This is a genomic window from Pedobacter sp. MR22-3, from assembly GCF_026240075.1.
Lineage (GTDB): Bacteria > Bacteroidota > Bacteroidia > Sphingobacteriales > Sphingobacteriaceae > Pedobacter.
The window spans coordinates 553,612-571,757 of record NZ_JAPIVF010000004.1 but is presented as its reverse complement, the minus strand read 5'-3'; the positions used below and the strand labels follow the sequence as shown (position 1 = coordinate 571,757).

15 protein-coding genes are annotated in these 18,146 nt (G+C 40.0%); 9 read left to right on the top strand and 6 right to left on the bottom strand.

What is annotated here, in order from left to right:
• Positions 1–49 precede the first annotated feature (49 nt).
• Together OQ267_RS12250 and mnmD are read right to left on the bottom strand one after the other, a co-directional pair.
• Positions 50–997: an aldo/keto reductase gene (locus OQ267_RS12250; protein ID WP_265818733.1), complete on the bottom strand. Its 948-nt coding sequence runs from the start codon at positions 995–997 to the stop codon at positions 50–52.
• Positions 998–1,062: 65 nt separating this feature from the next.
• Positions 1,063–1,725 (bottom strand): tRNA (5-methylaminomethyl-2-thiouridine)(34)-methyltransferase MnmD, encoded by a 663-nt coding sequence (gene mnmD / locus OQ267_RS12245; RefSeq protein WP_265836148.1) that lies wholly within the window; start codon positions 1,723–1,725, stop codon positions 1,063–1,065.
• Positions 1,726–1,862: 137 nt separating this feature from the next.
• On the opposite strand from mnmD, the gene OQ267_RS12240 reads away from it, so the two are divergent.
• Entirely contained in the window at positions 1,863–2,201 is a 339-nt protein-coding gene (locus OQ267_RS12240) for an MmcQ/YjbR family DNA-binding protein (RefSeq protein WP_088302902.1), read from the top strand.
• A gap of 118 nt (positions 2,202–2,319) precedes the next feature.
• On the opposite strand, the gene OQ267_RS12235 is transcribed toward OQ267_RS12240, so the two are convergent.
• A complete protein-coding gene (locus OQ267_RS12235) occupies positions 2,320–3,111 on the bottom strand; it encodes a DUF2625 family protein (protein WP_265836147.1) in 792 nt (263 codons plus the stop codon).
• 210 nt (positions 3,112–3,321) lie between these two features.
• Positions 3,322–5,358 (bottom strand): M13 family metallopeptidase, encoded by a 2,037-nt coding sequence (locus OQ267_RS12230; RefSeq protein WP_265836146.1) that lies wholly within the window; start codon positions 5,356–5,358, stop codon positions 3,322–3,324.
• A 380-nt stretch (positions 5,359–5,738) separates the two neighbouring features.
• Here OQ267_RS12230 and OQ267_RS12225 point away from each other — a divergent pair, with 380 nt between their 5' ends.
• From OQ267_RS12225 to OQ267_RS12215, 3 genes are all read left to right on the top strand, one after another.
• Positions 5,739–7,715, top strand: a complete 1,977-nt coding sequence (locus tag OQ267_RS12225) for a heavy metal translocating P-type ATPase (protein ID WP_265836145.1) — start codon at positions 5,739–5,741, stop codon at positions 7,713–7,715.
• Between the two features lie 28 nt (positions 7,716–7,743).
• Entirely contained in the window at positions 7,744–8,376 is a 633-nt protein-coding gene (locus tag OQ267_RS12220; protein ID WP_265836144.1) for a Uma2 family endonuclease, read from the top strand.
• 80 nt (positions 8,377–8,456) lie between these two features.
• On the top strand, positions 8,457–9,089 hold the full coding sequence (locus tag OQ267_RS12215) for a Uma2 family endonuclease (RefSeq protein WP_265836143.1): 633 nt from the start codon (positions 8,457–8,459) through the stop codon (positions 9,087–9,089).
• A 69-nt stretch (positions 9,090–9,158) separates the two neighbouring features.
• Here OQ267_RS12215 and OQ267_RS12210 read toward each other — a convergent pair whose 3' ends face one another.
• Positions 9,159–9,368: a DUF6434 domain-containing protein gene (locus OQ267_RS12210; protein WP_088302898.1), complete on the bottom strand. Its 210-nt coding sequence runs from the start codon at positions 9,366–9,368 to the stop codon at positions 9,159–9,161.
• Between the two features lie 234 nt (positions 9,369–9,602).
• Between OQ267_RS12210 and OQ267_RS12205 the strand changes: the two genes are divergently transcribed.
• The 5 genes from OQ267_RS12205 to OQ267_RS12185 all read left to right on the top strand — a co-directional run bounded on the left by OQ267_RS12205 (position 9,603) and on the right by OQ267_RS12185 (position 17,484).
• On the top strand, positions 9,603–12,293 hold the full coding sequence (locus OQ267_RS12205; RefSeq protein WP_265836142.1) for a valine--tRNA ligase: 2,691 nt from the start codon (positions 9,603–9,605) through the stop codon (positions 12,291–12,293).
• 274 nt (positions 12,294–12,567) lie between these two features.
• Positions 12,568–13,431: a sugar phosphate isomerase/epimerase family protein gene (locus OQ267_RS12200; RefSeq protein ID WP_265836141.1), complete on the top strand. Its 864-nt coding sequence runs from the start codon at positions 12,568–12,570 to the stop codon at positions 13,429–13,431.
• Positions 13,432–13,464: 33 nt separating this feature from the next.
• The gene (locus tag OQ267_RS12195; RefSeq protein ID WP_265836140.1) at positions 13,465–14,820 is read left to right on the top strand and encodes a Gfo/Idh/MocA family protein; all 1,356 of its coding nucleotides are present in this window, start codon (positions 13,465–13,467) and stop codon (positions 14,818–14,820) included.
• A gap of 100 nt (positions 14,821–14,920) precedes the next feature.
• On the top strand, positions 14,921–16,285 hold the full coding sequence (locus tag OQ267_RS12190; RefSeq protein WP_265836139.1) for a 3-keto-disaccharide hydrolase: 1,365 nt from the start codon (positions 14,921–14,923) through the stop codon (positions 16,283–16,285).
• Entirely contained in the window at positions 16,285–17,484 is a 1,200-nt protein-coding gene (locus tag OQ267_RS12185; RefSeq protein ID WP_265836138.1) for a Gfo/Idh/MocA family protein, read from the top strand. Before OQ267_RS12190 ends, OQ267_RS12185 begins: the two co-directional genes overlap by 1 nt.
• A 202-nt stretch (positions 17,485–17,686) precedes the next feature.
• Here the strand turns inward: OQ267_RS12185 and OQ267_RS12180 are convergent, their stop codons facing one another.
• On the bottom strand, positions 17,687–18,145 hold the full coding sequence (locus OQ267_RS12180; protein ID WP_265836137.1) for a type I restriction enzyme HsdR N-terminal domain-containing protein: 459 nt from the start codon (positions 18,143–18,145) through the stop codon (positions 17,687–17,689).
• Position 18,146: the final 1 nt, after the last annotated feature.

Sequence of the window (18,146 nt, the reverse complement as noted above, 5' to 3'; positions counted from 1 at the left end):
CGATTAATTGTTTTGATTAATCGGGCATTTAAATATAAAGGATTATTTATTAATAAACACTTGCCTTGTTCAGCAGGGAAATATCCTCAGGCATCAACTTCAGATTGGCTGCTGAGGTAAAAGATTTTAACTGATTCAGATCCGTTACACTGGCAATAGGTGCAGTGATGGAAGGATGATGGATAAGCCAGGCCAAAGCCACGGATGCCTGCTCTGTGTGGTATTTATCTGCTACCTGATCCAATGCATCCAGAATTTTAAAGCCTCTTTCATTTAAGAATTTCCTGACGCCGCCACCACGCTGGCTTTTCTTCAAGTCTTCTTCATTGCGGTACTTTCCGGTGAGGAAACCACTGGCCAGAGAATAGTAAGTGATAACACCTAAGTCGTTTTCCAGGCAGATCTTTTCATGATCGCGTTCAAATTCTGCCCGGTCAAATAAATTATATCCGGGCTGGTAAACTTCGTAACGTGGAAGATGATGTTGCGCAGAGAAAAGCAGGGATTCTTTCAACCTTTCTGCAGAAAAGTTAGATGCGCCAATCCAACGTACTTTTCCGTCCCTGATTAAGGTTTCGTAAGCACTCAGCGTTTCTTCAACAGGTGTGCTTTCATCATCAAAATGTGAAAAGTATAAATCAATATAATCCGTTTGCAATCGGGAAAGCGAATGTTCAACTTCATTGATAATATAATCTTTTTTTAAAGACTTGCCTTGCCCCATGTCTGAACCTACTTTTGTGGCAATAACTACATCATGGCGTTGATTGCGTTTTTTCAGCCAGTTGCCTATAATTGTCTCTGATTCTCCTCCTTTATTTTCAGGTACCCAGCGTGAATATACATCAGCCGTGTCGATAAAGTTGAAGCCGTTATCTACAAAATGATCCAGTATCTCAAATGATTGCTGTTCGTTGATGGTCCAGCCAAAAACGTTTCCTCCAAATACAATGGGCGCAATATTTAAATCTGTTTTACCTAATATTCTTTTTTCCATGATATTTGTTTTTATAAATTAACAAACGAATAGAAAGGTGGTTTTGGCATGCCGTCTCCTTTTTGTCAGATTTTTATTGCCCGAAGCATTTCACGTTTACCGGGTGCACCAGGAAGTTTTTCGATATTGAAACCAGCTGCTTTAACCGCACGTTTCAGGTTTCCTGTGATGGCATAGGTAACGAAAACACCGCCAGGCTTTAAGAAATTACAGGCATGGGCAATGATTTCATTTGTCCACATTTCAGGCTGGTGCTGTACGGAGAAGGCATCATAATAAATCAGGTCAAATCTTTTTTCTGTGGTAAAGTTATCCAGTGTTGTATGTGGAATTTCAAGCATACAGTATTCAGATAGAATTTTTGGTGTTTCTAATGCCTCATCATAATTTTTAATAAAGCTATCCCAGATTTCTGATGGAACAAATGCCGAATAACCCGTCTGATTAATGACGTCACTGGTAAGTGGAAAAGCTTCAATACTCGTGTAACCTAAATCAATATTATGCTGCGTGCAATAATCATAACTCAGGATAAAGTTTAAACCTGTTCCAAAACCAACTTCCAGAATGGAAATATCTGATTTTCTTGCTGAAGCAAATTTTAATCCGGCATCAATAAAAACATGTTTACTTTCTTGCAAAGCGCCATGTTTGCTATGGTAATGTTCGCCGATGGTTTCATTGTAGAGGGTGTTTGAACCGTCGGCAGTTGGGGTGATAATATTCATGGTTTGGATGATGTGGATTAACGAGTTTAAGATAATAGTTCAAAATTTATTATTTTCGTAAATCAAAAATTTATGATCATGCAAACATAGTACTTCTATTCTAGTTTCACCTAACCACCTAACCACCTAACCACCCCATGAACATTGAATCTTTTAGAGAATACTGCTTAAGTTTGCCTGGTACAACTGAGGGAATGAAATGGGATCATTTGTGTTTTATGATCGAAGAAAAAATCTACATCATCATTGCCATTGATGAGGGATGCCGGTTTTCGATTAAATGCAACCCTGAAGATTTTGATGAATTAACGGCAAGAGATGGAATTGCACAAGCTTATCATCTGGCAAAAAGACAGTGGATTATGGTTGAAAATCTGGAGGTTTTTAATGATCAGGAACTAAAAGCGAGGGTTGCCGATTCACGTGCGATGGTTTTGGCTAAGCTGCCCAAGAAAACGCAGGCAAAATATAGTTAACTTAAACCCGTTTTTTAAGTGCCCTGATGTAACCAGTGTGCATGCCTTCGTGAAAAGGATACAGTTGATGGCATGTTCAATGGTTTTTAATTTTATTTCATCGCAATAGAGATCAAGTTTATTGCTTCGCTGCGTCTTTCTTCGTTTCGTCTTTCTTTATTCCTTTATCTGCATTCAACTCTTTAGATTTCATAATATTGAAATTGTACATTTCTTCAATTCCTACAAGTTTTCTGGTGCACTTTTCAATATCCGTGCCTTGTTCCCACAGATAAGGCCTGAAACTGTAAGTTTTGGTATCGGCTAAGTTGCCAATAAACTGATCCCAAGAGCTCCAGCGTAAACCTTTATAAAATTTAGAAAGGTCACTATCGAAGCAAAAAATCAGAAATTCACCGTAGCCGGCACCAAGTGGCTGCCAGGTTAGCGTATTGGGTTCCAGGTAATATACGTTTTTAACATCAGGGCCTAAGCCACCATAATTAATAGCGAAGAAACCACCTACGGCATCATCTGCAATTAACAGATAGGGAACGTTGTCTCCGTATTCTTTAATGGTTTTCCCTTTATTCCATTCGGCAATGTTGCGTGTTAACCTTTCGCTGCCTGAACCCAGGATCCTGATCCAGCCATTATCTACCATAATACCGCCAGTGTTGTAAATGACTGATCCGAGTGTAGCATATGTCGTCATCTGTGCATTATACAATACTTCTTTCGCTTTGGATGAATCAACAGGCAAAACTTCCACTTTATTTTTAGCAGAATCAATCCACTTTTGAACCAATGGCCAGGCAGGGTCAGTTTTATTAATGAGTTTGTCTAAACTGATCAATTTATTCTGCGCGGAAAGATTAAATGAGAACAGGCTTAAAGCGATTAATGAAACTAATTTGATTTTACCTTTCATGGTTGAAGATGGATGCATTTATTTTATCAAAGATATAATGATTCTCATGGATTTTAGTTTTACCTAAATTAAATCTCCATGAATAATAAAGCGAAACGCTCCCATGATTATAGGAGCGTTCGCAATAATATATGAATGAATAGCGTGGATAGTCTTAGTTCAAATGAGGGATAGCCTTAGGTTTTCTACCTTTCAGTTCTTCACCTGAATTTACCACATTCTGATTCTGTCTTCTGGTTTTTTATATAATTTATCACCAGGTTTTACGTCAAACGCCGTGTACCAGGCATCCATGTTAACTGGTGCACCAATGGTACGGTAAGGACCGGGTGAATGCGGATCTGTTTTGATCAGCTGTGCTGCAGTTTCAGGTAAGATGTTACCTCTCCAAACCTGCGCCCATGAAAGGAAGAAACGCTGATCTGGCGTAAAACCATCAATTTTCTCATTGCCCTGACCTTGTTTGGTCATTTTGAAGGCTGTATAAGCAGCGTTTAAGCCGCCTAAATCGCCAATGTTTTCACCCATGGTTAATTTACCGATTACATGAACAGTGTCTAAAACCGTATAAGCATCAAACTGCTCGCCCAATGCTTTGGTTTTTGCATCAAATTTAGCCTTGTCTTCAGCAGTCCACCAGTTTTTCAGGTTACCCTGAGCATCATACTGGCTTCCGCTATCATCAAAACCGTGGCTCATCTCGTGTCCGATTACGGCACCAATTCCACCATAATTTACAGCATCGTCAGCATTAGGATCGAAAAATGGAAACTGTAAAATTCCTGCCGGGAAAGTAATATCATTCATGGTAGGGCTATAGGAAGCATTAACTGTAGGAGGTGTCATCCCGAAACGGTTACGGTCAACTGGCTTCCCTAATCTGTTTATATTTTCATTATAACTCCAGATGCTTGCATTGCGTAAATTCTGGAAATAAGTATCTCTTTTAATATCTAAGCCGGTATAAGTTTCCCACTTGGTGGTATAACCTACTTTTGGTTTAAATGCCGCAAGTTTTTCCAAAGCTTTTTGCTTGGTTTCTGCGCTCATCCATTCCAGTCCGTTAATTCTGATTTCGAAGGCCTTGCGCAGGTTCACAATCATGGCATCCATGCGGGCCTTTGCCTCAGGCTTAAAATATTTCGCTACATAAAGCTGACCTAAAAGCTCACCAATGGTACCATCTGTTAGAGATGACATGCGCTGCCAGCGTGGGGTCTGTACTTTCTGGCCAGTTTGTGCCTGTGTAAATGCGAAACTGGCTTTTACAAATGAAGAACTTAAGCTGCCTGCAGAATTTTTCAATACATTCCACTGTAAATAAGTTTTCCAATCTGCCAATGGAACCGATTTAAGCATTCCATCTAAACTGGTTAAAAATTTAGGTGAGGAGACTAAAACGGTATCCTGTGCTTTAATTTGAAATTTTGGTAAAAAGGCAGCCCAGTTAATATCAGGTGTTTTTTTATTAAGGTCGCTTACGGTAAGTTTATTATAAGTAGCATATGGATCACGCATTTCCATCCGGCTCATTTGTGCTTCTGCCAGTTGTTTTTCAATTTTGAAAACGGTAGCAGCCTTTTGTTTTGCCGCTTCTGCATCACTTCCGGTTAAGCTAAACAGGGTAGTCATATAAGTGTTGTAAGCCTCACGGATTTTAACACTTCTGGTGTCATCTTTCAGATAATAATCACGATCTGGCAAAGTGGTACCGCCCTGACCGATGTTTACCATATATTTGCTCACATTTTTGCGATCCTGGCCTACGCCTACACCAAACATCGGACTAGCAATGCCACTTACTCGCATGTAAGCCACTTGGTCAAGAACGCCCTGAATATCTTTGATCTGGTTGATTTTCTCCAGATCTGCCTTTATAGGCGTATAGCCCAGCTTTTCAATGGCTACAGTATCCATAGCAGCGGCAAAAAAATCGCCCACGCGGCGTTTAACTGAACCCGCAGGTGCAGATTTATCAGCGGCTGCATCTTCTACTAAAGTTTTTACGGCATTGATATTGAAATCGCGAAGTTCATTAAAAGAACCCCATCTTGTTTCTTTGGCCGGAACAGGGTTGTTTTTAATCCAGTTGCCACTCGCATAGGTATAAAAATCATCGCCTGGTTTTACAGATAAATCCATATTTGCCGGATCAATAAATTTTCTGGTGGTTTGTGCGTTGGCAGAAAGGCCGGCAGCAACTATACCCAGGGCGGCAAAATATGTTTTCAGATTTTGGTATTTCATTCGCTTTAATCAGTTAGTTATTACTGCGAAATTTATGAAATACTAATTAATCCTGAAACAATATACCAAGAATATTACTTGTTAAACCAATAATAAATTTTTGCGAGACCCAGACGTCGGATAATTTCGGATGCTGAAAATGTGATTTTAATAGATTTCATGATTTTCAATCTTTTATACAGTATTAACATTTTTTAACATTATTTATTGTGTGCTTGTCAAAAAAAAACACTATCTAGAATGATTCAGCATAAAGCATTTAATTTTCTCTAAATTTGGTTGCCGGTTGTTGAAAGATATGAAATGGAGGTTTACGAGACATTATCGTTTGTTGTTACCCATATCTTTTTTGCAGGCATTAACATCAAGATAAAATAATAATGAGTCATATCCACGATCATGAAGATAGTTGCTGTAGTAGTAAAGCCAAGTCTAAACCCCGCCACGATCATGATCACTTGCCTGAAGATGGTGATGATCATAATCATGATGGCGATGCCTCTGCATTTAAGACTTATCTGCCAGCTATTGTTACGCTGGTGATGTTGCTTAGCGGCATTGCTTTCGATAATCTTTTTAAAGTAGAGGCTTCTCAGATCATTCGTCCTTACTGGTACATCGTGGCTTATTTGCCCGTAGGCATTCCTGTGTTACGAGAGGTTTGGGAAACATTTAAAGCCGGGGATTTTTTTACAGAGTTTTCACTCATGTCTATCGCCACCATCGGTGCCTTTGCCATTGGTGAATATCCCGAGGGTGTTACCGTTATGCTTTTCTACACCATAGGTGAGTTGTTTCAAATGGCTGCGGTAAATCGTGCAAAAAGAAATATTTCTGCTCTGCTGGATGTTCGTGCTGATATTGCACATGTGTTTCGGAATGGAAAATATGAAAACATTGATCCTGAGAAGGTGTTGGTTGGCGAAACCATTCAGATTAAAGCAGGTGAAAAGATTCCTTTGGATGGAAAAATGCTGACCGAAAAAAGCAGCTTTAATACGGCGGCATTAACCGGGGAGAGCAAACCAAAAACCATTTATAAAGGGGAAAGCGTTTTGGCCGGCATGCTGAATCTGGACATGGTAATTGAGATCACCGTTACCAAAATTTTTGCTGACAGTGCACTTTCACGGATTTTAGAGATGGTGCAGAATGCCACCGCCCGCAAAGCAAAAACCGAATTATTCATCAGAAAATTTGCGAAAGTTTATACCCCAATTGTTTTCTTTTTAGCCCTTGCTTTGGTGCTTATTCCTATTTTAATTTTAGGGAATGCCTATCATTTTCAGACCTGGCTATATCGTGCATTGGTTTTTCTGGTTATTTCCTGTCCCTGTGCATTGGTTATTTCTATTCCGCTTGGTTATTTCGGTGGTATTGGTGCCGCCTCATCTCATGGGATTTTGTTTAAAGGCTCTAATTTTCTGGACCTGATTACAAAATTAAACACGGTGGTGATGGATAAAACCGGAACCCTCACTAAGGGGATTTTTCAGGTTCAGAAAATAAAATCAAGCCTTGCTGAGGAAGACTTTTTGAGTTATTTAGTGGCGCTGGAAGCAAAATCTACGCATCCCATTGCTAAAGCAATAGTAGCTTATGCCGGTGCAAAAGAAATTCGCCCTGCAGAAAGCATTGAGGAAATTGCCGGAATGGGATTAAAAGGACGGGTAAACGGAAGTGAAGTTTTGGCCGGGAATGTTAGGTTGTTAGAGAAGTATCACATCGCTTTTGATTTGGAAATAAAAGCCATTGAAGAAAGTATTGTACTGATGGCCGTAGATGGAAAATATGCCGGCTATGTTGTGATTGCAGATGAAATTAAGGAAGATGCCGCCGAAGCGATCAAACAACTTTACGCCAATGGCGTAAACCAGGTGGTGATGCTGAGTGGTGATAAAATTTCAATTGTAAAAAATGTAGCAGGCCTTTTAGGTATAAAATCTTTTTATGGTGATCTGCTTCCTGAAGATAAGGTCGCCAGGCTGGAAGAAATTAAAAAAGATAAAACCAGAACAGTGGCGTTTGTAGGCGATGGAATCAATGATACACCTGTTTTGGCCATTAGTGATATTGGTATTGCTATGGGGGCAATGGGTAGTGATGCGGCTATTGAAACGGCTGATGTAGTGATTCAGACTGATCAGCCTTCAAAAATTGTAACTGCTATAAAAATTGGTAAGGCAACCAAAAATGTAGTTGTTCAGAATATTACATTGGCATTTGCAGTTAAGGCATTGGTGTTAATTTTAGGTGCAGGCGGTATTGCAACCATGTGGGAAGCTGTTTTTGCGGATGTTGGAGTAGCTTTGCTGGCCATTTTAAATGCCGTCAGGATTCAGAAAATGAAGTTTTAATTTACTATAAAAATTAGTATATTTGGTTATGAATAAGCCAGTTCCATATCCGGATTTACATGATAAGCCTGTCCATGAACTCAATGATATTGATGCATCATTAACGTATAGCTACGCGAATTATTTAAACTGGCTTTTTCATGATCGGGTAGAGCTCATTAAAGGTAAAATCTTTAAGATGAGTCCTGCGCCATCACGCATACATCAAAAAATATCAATCAGGATTTCTAATCCATTGGTGAATTTTTTAAAAAATAAATCTTGTGAGGTTTATGCTGCACCTTTCGACGTCCGATTTCCAAAGGAAAGTAAAGAAGATAAAGATGTGTTTACCGTATTGCAGCCAGATATTTGCGTGGTCTGCGATAAAAGTAAACTGGACGATCGGGGTTGTATCGGTGCACCTGATTTGATTGTAGAAATCCTTTCTCCCGGAAATACCAAGGTAGAGTTATTGCATAAATATCAGGTTTACCAGGAGTTTGGTGTAAAAGAATATTGGGTGGTGAGCCAAAGCGATCAAAGTATTTTGATCTATACCCTAAATGATTTAGGTAAATTTCAACCTTCTAAGCTATTTACTTTAAGCGAAAGAGTCACTTCAACAGTTTTACCAGGCTTTGAACTCGAATTGGATGATGTGTTCCACGACCTGGATTAACCCATTAAAAAACAACAGGAGAAAACTGAAAAGCACTTTCATTATTTTTTTGCATACTACAAATTTTAGTATATTTGGTTATGAATAAGCCTGTTCCATATCCAGATTTACATGAAGAGCCTGTTCATGAACTCAATGATATTGATGCATCATTAACATACAGCTACGCGAATTATTTAAACTGGCTTTTTCATGATCGGGTAGAGCTCATTAGAGGTAAGATCTTTAAGATGAGTCCTGCGCCTTCAAGGGTTCATCAGGAAATTTCCGGAAATATTTTCAATCCGATTGCTAATTTTTTAAAAAGTAAATCGTGTAAAGTTTATGCTGCACCTTTCGACGTCCGATTTCCAAAGGAAAGTAAAGAAGATAAAGACGTGTTTACCGTATTGCAGCCTGATATTTGTGTGGTTTGTGATAGAAGTAAATTAGATGATCGGGGTTGTATCGGTGCACCTGATTTGGTTGTAGAAATTCTCTCTCCCGGAAATACCAAGGTAGAGTTATTGCATAAATATCAGGTTTACCAGGAGTTTGGTGTAAAAGAATATTGGGTAGTGAGCCAAAGTGATCAAAGTATTTTGATCTATACCTTAAATGAGTTTGGCAAATTTCAACCCTCAAAAATATATTCTCTGAGCGAAAAAGTATTTTCATCGGTTTTGCCAGGCTTTGAACTGGCATTGGATGATGTTTTTGGTGATTTGGATTAATCCGAAGTCTAAAGATTTAATCGTAATATTGTATTGCAATCACTTAATTTTCCTTTTCTCTGATAAGAATTAATTATTTCGCTTTCTAAACTCATCAACTGCTTCTTTTAATGTCTTTCCTTCGTTCTCTTTGAACCAATTCATAAAGATTCGATTGTTTTTCCAGTTTTCTCCAAAATGTGACTGGAAATAACGCCTTACGTTTTGTGTATTTTTAAAATCTTTCGTAATTATCGTTTGATCAGTTAAGGTTTCGGAATGCCAGTTGAATTTACTCATTCACAAAATTTCTAAAATTTATTGAGATTTTAAGCAGGTTATAATGATTTGAACTAGTAGAAAATGAATTTAAATATGAAGTTTTCAGTTCTTGTTTTACACGATTTCACTTATAAAGAAATATTTTTTAATGAAGATCATGCGCTGTAACTCAGTTTCTGCATTTATCTTTCCGCTTTAATCTTTTAGCTTTGCGCTTAATTAGCTATTTTTGGGCTTTTATATTAATTTTTCATGAGCATTTCCACTAAGTATAATCCTGCAGAAACAGAAGATAAATGGTATAGCTACTGGTTATCGAAAAAATTTTTTCATTCAGAGCCTGATGAACGCGAGCCTTATACCATTGTCATTCCGCCACCAAATGTGACTGGAGTATTGCACATGGGGCATATGCTGAACAATACGATTCAGGATGTGCTGATTCGTAAAGCACGTATGCAGGGCAAAAATGCCTGCTGGGTTCCTGGAACAGATCATGCATCTATTGCTACCGAGGCGAAAGTTGCAGCCATGTTAAGGGAACAGGGTATTGATAAAAAAGACCTTTCACGCGAGGAATTTTTAAAATATGCCTGGGAATGGAAAGAAAAATACGGAGGCATTATCCTGGAGCAACTGAAAAAACTTGGTGCAAGCTGCGACTGGGACCGTACACGCTTTACCATGGAAGAAGATCTTTCTGAGGCTGTAATTGATTCGTTTATCCATCTGTACAAAAAAGGCTGGATTTATCGTGGCATCCGTATGGTTAACTGGGATCCTGCTGGTAAAACTGCCGTATCTGATGAGGAAGTGATCCGTAAGGAGGTTAATCAAAAGCTGTATTACATTCGCTATACTATTGTTGATGACAAGACTTCAGACTCAGGACTGTCGACTCCCGACTATCTGGTTGTTGCCACTACTCGTCCGGAGACGATTATGGCTGATGCGGCCATTTGTATTAATCCTAACGATGAGCGTTTTACACATTTAAAAGGGAAAAAAGTTTTTGTTCCACTGGTTAATCATGAAATTCCAGTAATTGAAGATGATTATGTAGATATTGAATTTGGTACCGGTTGCTTAAAAGTTACTCCGGCACATGATTTAAACGATTACGAACTGGGTGTAAAACACCATTTGCCGGTTACCGATATTTTAAATGATGATGGTACCTTAAATGAACTGGCCGTGATCCTGGTAGGTGAAGACCGGTTTGTAGCCCGTAAAAAGATTGCCAAAATGCTGGAAGAGGCGGGGCATCTGGATAAGGTTGAAGATTATAAATCGCAGGTAGGCTTTTCTGAGCGTACTGATGCCGCCATTGAGCCTAAACTTTCCATGCAGTGGTTTGTAAAGATGAAAGAAATGGCGCAGCCGGCATTGGATGATGTTTTAAATGGCGAAGTTAACCTGATTCCGAATAAATTTGAAAACACGTACCGCCACTGGATGGAAAATGTTCGCGACTGGAATATTTCCCGTCAGCTTTGGTGGGGACAACAAATTCCGGCCTGGTATGATGACAAAGGAAACTGGGTGGTTGCCAAAACCAAAGACGAAGCTTTAGAAGAGTTCTGGAAGAAAAAGCATTTAGATGATGGGGGTGTGGAAGCAGATAAGGCTGGTTTTAAACATCAGCTGGAGCCGTTTATTAAACAGGATGAAGATGTCATGGATACCTGGTTTTCTTCCTGGTTATGGCCGATTTCTGTATTTGACGGGTTTAAAAATCCTGAAAATAAAGATATCAATTACTATTATCCTACCAATGACCTGGTTACCGCCCCGGAAATTTTGTTCTTTTGGGTGGCCCGGATGATCATGGCCGGACATGAGTTTATGGGTAAAAAACCCTTTACCAATGTGTACTTAACGGGGATCGTTCGCGATAAGTTAGGTCGTAAAATGTCTAAATCATTAGGTAACTCTCCTGATCCGATTGGGCTGATTGAAAAATATGGTGCCGATGCCGTTCGTGTAGGGATGTTGATGTCATCACCGGCAGGTAACGATTTAATGTTTGATGAAAGCTACTGCGAACAGGGGCGTAATTTTGCCTCTAAAATATGGAATGCCTTCCGCCTGGTGAAAGGCTGGGAAGTGGATGAAAATTTAGAAAATCCCAATACACAGGCGATTTCCTGGTTCGAAAATCGTTTCAACGAAGCTTTGGTAGAGATAGAAGCCAACTTTAAGCAATACCGTTTATCGGAAGCTTTAATGATCACCTATAAACTGGTTTGGGATGATTTCTGTGCCTGGTATTTAGAAATGGTTAAGCCGGCTTATCAGCAACCCATAGACGCGGAGAGTTATCAGGCTACTGTTGCCTTCTTTGAACAGATTATCAAATTACTGCACCCAAATATGCCTTTCATTACCGAAGAACTGTGGCATGATGATTTATTTGCTGAACGCGGTGAACTGGATTGCTGCATCGTGGCTGAATATCCAAAAGGTGGCCATATTGATGAGAAATTGCTGAAAGATGCGGAAGTGATTAAAACGGTGGTTGCCGAAATCAGAAATGTACGCAACCAGAAACAAATCTCTCCGAAAGAAGCATTGCCATTGTGTTTAAAAGTGAATTCGGATATCGACTATGAGAAATGGCTAAATATTGTTTTCAAACTTGCCAATGTTGCTGAAGCTGAAATTGTAAATGATAAAATTGCCGGCGCAACAGCATTTATGGCGGGTAAGGATGAGTTTTTTATTCCGCTTTCGGAAAATATTGATGTAGCGGCAGAATGCATCCGGCTAAATGCTGATTTGATTTATCTGCAGGGTTTCCTAAAATCAGTTGATGCGAAGTTAAGCAACGAACGCTTCGTACAAAATGCAAAACCAGAAATTATTGCGAATGAACGTAATAAAAAAGCTGATGCGGAAGCAAAAATTAAAATCATTGAAGAAAGCCTGGCCATGCTGGGATAGATAAAATAAACCGCTCAGGTTTAGATATGCCCTTTAGAAAATCATTTCTAAAGGGCTTTTTGTTTTACTAAAATGCCCAAGTAAAATCAGCAGCCGGAGCAGAGCAGATGCTTACTTTAATGCCCGTTTCTAAAATGTTACCAAAAGCTTTCCCAATCTCTGCTATAAAAGTCTTAAATTGGGGTCATTAAAAGGCTTTAGCTTTCTAACCAAATTTAAATCAGTACCTGCAATTTTATATTATTTTGTTAGCAGAATGATCAATTTAATAAAAATGAGATTGAAAAACTTAATCCTGTTGTTTTTTCTTGCGCCTGTCATATTCAGTTTTCAATCGGCTAACCAAACATTCATTCCACTAGGTCTTGTGGCCCCCATAGAAAAGGATAGTGTAACATCGGCCTCCGGTTTTAAATTGTTTGGTGAATCGGTGGGCAGAATGATCTCTCCGTCCTTATCCGAAGAAAAATTTAAGCAAAATCTCGAACTCATCAAAAAAGCCAAATGTAAGCTCTATATGTGTAATGTCATGTTTCCAGGAAAAATGAAAATAGCTGGTCCGGATGTTCAGGAGCAGGCGGTATTGGGCTATGTAGATAGTTTATTTTTTAGGGCACAGCAGGCAAAAGTGAGCGTAATTGTTTTAGGGAGTGGTGCCGCACGCAGGCTGCCCGATGATTATGATATTGATAAAGCAAAGAAAGAATTTGTTTTATTAGGAAAAAAAATTGCAGCAACCGCTAAAAAACATAACATTAAAATCGCGCTTGAAAACTTGCAAAGCAAAGAAACCAATTTTCTGACCAGCGTAAAATCTGCTGCGGAAATAGTCAGACGGGTTAATCATCCAAATTTTAGACTCAATGCAGATATTTTCCATATGAAGCGGGAAGGTGAATCACCGCAAAGCATTGTTGACGCCAAAGACTTACTGGTTCATTGTGAAATAGCAGAAGTGGCGGAGCGTACCTTACCCGGCATCAAGGGCGATGATTTCAGGCCTTATTTGCGGGCCTTAAAAACTGCAAATTACAAAGGCCCCATATTCGTTGAAGCAGGGAGTAATTATTCTGCAGCGCAAATGGCATTTTGCTTTCAGTATTTAACCAAACAAATTGAAGACGTTTATACCCATTAATCACACACACACTTGCAAAATATTTAACATTGTATGGAAAACTCCAGAAGAAAATTTATCAGGCAATCGGCCATTTTTGCTGCGGCTACCTATGCCGGCACAATGGGGATGAGCGCTAAAAGTTACGGACGAATTATTGGTGCCAATGACCGTGTTCGTGTGGGTGTGGTTGGTTTCTCTGACCGTTTTAAAGATACTTTACTGCCTTGTTTCCTAAATCATCACCAAGAATTAAACTTCGATATGGTCGGGCTTTCCGATCTCTGGAATTACCGCAGGGATTTAGGAATTGCGCATTTAAAAGAAAAATTCGGGCATGATATTAAAGCTTGCCGCAATAATGATGAGCTTTATGCGATGAAGGATTTGGATGCGGTGATCATCAGTACAGCAGATTTTCAACATGCCTTGCATACCATAGAGGCAGTGAAAGCCAATTGCGATGCCTATGTTGAAAAGCCCTTTGCTGAAACCATGGATGACGCGAAAGCTGCACTTAAAGCGGTAAAGGCAACAGACAGGATCGTTCAGATGGGCTCTCAGCGCAGGAGCGGAGAAAATTATGCCAATGCAGCCAAGTATATCCAGGATGGAAAATTCGGGCCTATCACTGCGGTGGATTTGGTGTGGAATGTGAATCAGCCCGGCAGGTGGAGAAGGCCTGATCTGGTATCGAAGCTTAAACAGGAAGATACCGACTGGAAACGCTTTTTATTGAATCGTCCTGCTGAAGCTTTTGACCCTAGGAAATACCTGGAGTATCGGTTATTCTGGCCTTATTCATCCGGAATGCCGGGGCAATGGATGTCGCACCAGATTGATACCGTGCACTGGTTTACCAATTTAAAACATCCACGCAGCGTGGTGGCAAATGGTGGCATTTACACCTGGAAAGACGGCCGCAGAAACTGGGATTCAATGGTGGCGGTGTTTGATTATGGCCAACCCGATTCAGAAGATGGTTTTCAGGTTACGTTTACTTCACGAATGCAAAATAGCGTGGGCGATGTGGGTGAAGTCTACTATTCAAATGGAGGCGAGTTAAACCTGATGACCAATAAAGTATCACCAAAGGGTGGGCTAAGAAAACAGGAAGCCGCAGCAATGGGAATGAAAGCCAATCTTTTACCTGAATTCGACTTGTCTAAAACTGAAATTAAAGCCGCAACCGGTGCCAATATGGGTGGTGATGGTTTAACATCAGGACATATGCGGAATTGGATGGAGTGTGTACGAAGCCGTAAAACACCAAATGCGCCTGTAGAAGCCGGTTATTCACACTCCATTGCCAACATCATGACCAATGCGGCGGTCAGAACCGGGGCAAAAGCAGTTTTTGATGAGGGCAGACAAGAGGTAATGGCAAACGGAAAAGTATTTAAATATTAAAATATAGTCGTGGCGAATAACAAAGTCATCTCTTCAGCAAGAAAGATCACTTCATTATTATTCTTCGCAATGACACTAAGATAAAACCCCTGAATCAACCATGTTAACACTTAAAAAATACAGCATTTTAGCCCTTTCCTTTATCAGTTTATCAGCCGCTGCGCAAAAAACCAAACCTTTGTTTGATGGAAAAACTTTAACCGGCTGGAAGGCCGTTGCCGGTGCAGCGTCTTATAAGGCAGAGAACGGGATGATTGTAGGCACCATGACCAAAGATACCCCCAATTCTTTCCTGATCACCGAAAAGGAATTTGGTGACTTTATTCTGGAACTTGATGTCAAGCTGGAAGGCGATAATACCAATTCGGGCATCCAGACCAGAAGTCATATCAAACCAGAAGGAAACAGGGGCAAAGGATTGGTTTATGGCAGGCAGGTGGAAATAGACCCTACAGCACGTGCCTGGACCGGCGGTATTTATGATGAGGCCAGAAGACTATGGCTTTATCCGCTGGGGCTGAACCCGGCAGCCAGATCGCTGTATAAAAAGAATGAATTTAACCATTACCGGATCGAATGCATGGGTAATGAAACGAAAACCTGGGTTAACGGCAAACCGGTTGCTTATGTAATTGATACATTGGATCAGTCGGGTTTTATTGGTCTGCAGGTGCACAGTATTGGCAATAATCTGGAAAATGATGGAAAAAAGGTTTATTTCAAAAATATTAACATTCAAACAGAGAACTTAAAACCGAAAGCTTTTCCAAAAGGAATTTATACCGTTAATTTAAATCCCAACAGTTTATCGGCCTATGAAAAATCAGAAGGGTATCAGTTACTTTTTGACGGAAAAAGCAGTAATGGCTGGGTGGGTGCACATCAAACTACTTTTCCTGAAAAGGGATGGAAAATCGAAAACGGCATAATCAGTGTGGAGCCATCAGGTGGGGCAGAGTCTACCAATGGTGGTGATATCGTCACCAAAGCAGAATATGCGGCGTTTGATCTGTCTTTTGAATTCAGGCTTACACCTGGTGCAAATAGTGGCCTGAAGTATTTTGTGACTTTAAATGAAAAAAGTAAAGGCTCTGCTATTGGTCTGGAATATCAGGTTTTGGATGATGAACTCCATCCTGACGCAAAATTAGGAAGAGATGGAAACAGAACTTTAGCATCTTTATATGATTTGATTACTGCTAAAAAAGAAGCCCGGTATTTACGTCCGATTGGCAGCTGGAACAATGCCAGGTTAGTGGTTTATCCGGATAAAAAGGTAGAACATTATTTAAATGGCGTAAAGGTTTTAGAATATGTGCGTGGCTCAGAAGAATTTAGGAAACTGGTTGCCATCAGTAAATATAAGGACTGGGAAAATTTCGGGGAGGCACCTAAAGGGCATATCCTGCTTCAGGATCATGGAAATAAAGTGGATTTCAGGACCATTAAAATCAAAACGTTGTAATGCATCGCAGGTCATTCTTAAAAAAGTCGGTATTGGTAGGGTCAGGTGTGCTGGGATCGGAAAAAGTATTGGCCGGCCTGACACTGAACCGCGATAAAATTATTAATGTGGCCATGATTGGTTGTGGCGACCGGGGCAAAGGTGTACTGTCTGTTATTAAATCGATGCCTTTAAAATTTAACATTGCAGCTTATTGTGATGTACTTGATTTTCGTTTGGAAGAAACAAAAAAATATGTGCCTTCCTCTGCAAAGGCTGTTAAGGATTACAGACAGATTCTGGATAATCAAAAGATTGAAGCCGTTTTTATTGCTACGCCATTGAGTGAGCATTTCAAAATTGCCAAAGATGCGGTACTGGCCGGAAAGCATGTATATGTTGAAAAAACCATGACCTACAACATTGCCCAGGCATTGGAATTGCGGAACCTGGTGTTAAAATATCCTAAACAGGTTTATCAGGTAGGTTATCAATACCGGTATTCGCCCTTGTATTTCAGGGTAAAGGATATGATCCGGAGCGGTTATCTGGGTAAGGTATCACAGGTCGATTGCCGTTGGGACAGAAACGGGAACTGGCGTAGAAAAGTAAATGATCCTAAGCTGGAGAGACAGATTAACTGGCGTATGTATAAGGAATATTCAGGCGGGCTGGCGGCTGAACTGCTTTCACACCAGATTGATTTTATCAACTGGGCTTTCGAAACCCAGCCTGATGAAATTACCGGAACCGGTGGAATTGATGTTTTTAAAGACGGGCGGGAAACTTATGATAATATCCAAGCAACGCTTCGTTATCAGCAAGCCGGCATGATCGGAAATTTCGGGGCAACCTGCGGGAATGCACATGATGGTTATCTTTTTAAAATCAAAGGTACCAAGGGTTCGGTTTCTTTACTCACCAATACGGGTATTTTTTATCCGGAACCGGAAACAAAAAAAGAATTGGGCATTGTAGACGGAGTTACCGGCGCATCAAAAATTGTGGTGAATACTGATGGCGGAATCCCGATTTTAGATCAGCCAACAATAGATGGTACCAATTATGCTTTGGAAGAATTTTATGAGTCGGTTATTACCGGTAAACTGCCGGCATCTAATGTAAAAACTGGTACGCAGGCATCTATTTGTGTTGCCATGTGTAATGAGGCTATTTATTCCGGGAACAAACAAAATTGGAAAAAGGAATATGCTGTTTAACGGTTTTTTTGTTAAATCGTCTTCCTGAATTTGATTAGCGTAATCCCATTAAAAAATCCGCCATGGAGAAACTGATTCTTCATCTGCTGAAGCAATCTTCTTCTAAGCATCTACAAAAAGGAGGTTGCTTCCCTAATAGTGGGGGCAGGCTGTCGTTCCGCCCCGCCATGACAATCATGCTAAAGGAAAGCTTTAAATTATCTTACAAATCCTGGTAATCCGGCATCTCTGGCGTGAAGGCAAAGCTGCCCTTCTTCAGATCCATTTTAGCATGAACATGCTGTAAACCATTTGTCAGAACTATCCATTTTGCCTGATGAATAGAATTATAACGCGATGCTTGTTCAAAAACTGCTTGCGTAATTTTTACTTTCGGGGCTTTGCATTCAATCAGCATCAGTTTTTCACCGGCCGTGTTATACACTAAAATATCACTCCGTTTTTGCAAATGATTTAACACCAAACCACCTTCAATCTGGATCAGTGTCTTCGGAAATTTTTTCTCCGCGATCAGCTGTTGTATAAAATGCTGGCGAACCCATTCTTCCGGGGTTAATACCAGGTGTTTCTTTCTCAGCTCATCAAAAATATACACTACATCATCTTTCCTGGTAATTTTAAAAGGATAAGACGGGAGGTTAAGCGGGGTAGGCGTGAACATT

Excerpts from the sequence above, each read along its gene's own strand:
- OQ267_RS12240 (WP_088302902.1), top strand. The coding sequence starts at position 1,863 with ATGAACATTGAATCTTTTAGAGAATACTGCTTAAGTTTGCCTGGTACA.
- OQ267_RS12205 (WP_265836142.1), top strand. The coding sequence starts at position 9,603 with ATGAGCATTTCCACTAAGTATAATCCTGCAGAAACAGAAGATAAATGG.
- OQ267_RS12215 (WP_265836143.1), top strand. The coding sequence starts at position 8,457 with ATGAATAAGCCTGTTCCATATCCAGATTTACATGAAGAGCCTGTTCAT.
- OQ267_RS12210 (WP_088302898.1), bottom strand. The coding sequence starts at position 9,368 with ATGAGTAAATTCAACTGGCATTCCGAAACCTTAACTGATCAAACGATA.
- OQ267_RS12180 (WP_265836137.1), bottom strand. The coding sequence starts at position 18,145 with ATGTTCACGCCTACCCCGCTTAACCTCCCGTCTTATCCTTTTAAAATT.
- OQ267_RS12230 (WP_265836146.1), bottom strand. The coding sequence starts at position 5,358 with ATGAAATACCAAAATCTGAAAACATATTTTGCCGCCCTGGGTATAGTT.
- OQ267_RS12185 (WP_265836138.1), top strand. The coding sequence starts at position 16,285 with ATGCATCGCAGGTCATTCTTAAAAAAGTCGGTATTGGTAGGGTCAGGT.
- OQ267_RS12195 (WP_265836140.1), top strand. The coding sequence starts at position 13,465 with ATGGAAAACTCCAGAAGAAAATTTATCAGGCAATCGGCCATTTTTGCT.
- OQ267_RS12235 (WP_265836147.1), bottom strand. The coding sequence starts at position 3,111 with ATGAAAGGTAAAATCAAATTAGTTTCATTAATCGCTTTAAGCCTGTTC.
- mnmD (WP_265836148.1), bottom strand. The coding sequence starts at position 1,725 with ATGAATATTATCACCCCAACTGCCGACGGTTCAAACACCCTCTACAAT.
- OQ267_RS12250 (WP_265818733.1), bottom strand. The coding sequence starts at position 997 with ATGGAAAAAAGAATATTAGGTAAAACAGATTTAAATATTGCGCCCATT.
- OQ267_RS12200 (WP_265836141.1), top strand. The coding sequence starts at position 12,568 with ATGAGATTGAAAAACTTAATCCTGTTGTTTTTTCTTGCGCCTGTCATA.
- OQ267_RS12220 (WP_265836144.1), top strand. The coding sequence starts at position 7,744 with ATGAATAAGCCAGTTCCATATCCGGATTTACATGATAAGCCTGTCCAT.
- OQ267_RS12190 (WP_265836139.1), top strand. The coding sequence starts at position 14,921 with ATGTTAACACTTAAAAAATACAGCATTTTAGCCCTTTCCTTTATCAGT.
- OQ267_RS12225 (WP_265836145.1), top strand. The coding sequence starts at position 5,739 with ATGAGTCATATCCACGATCATGAAGATAGTTGCTGTAGTAGTAAAGCC.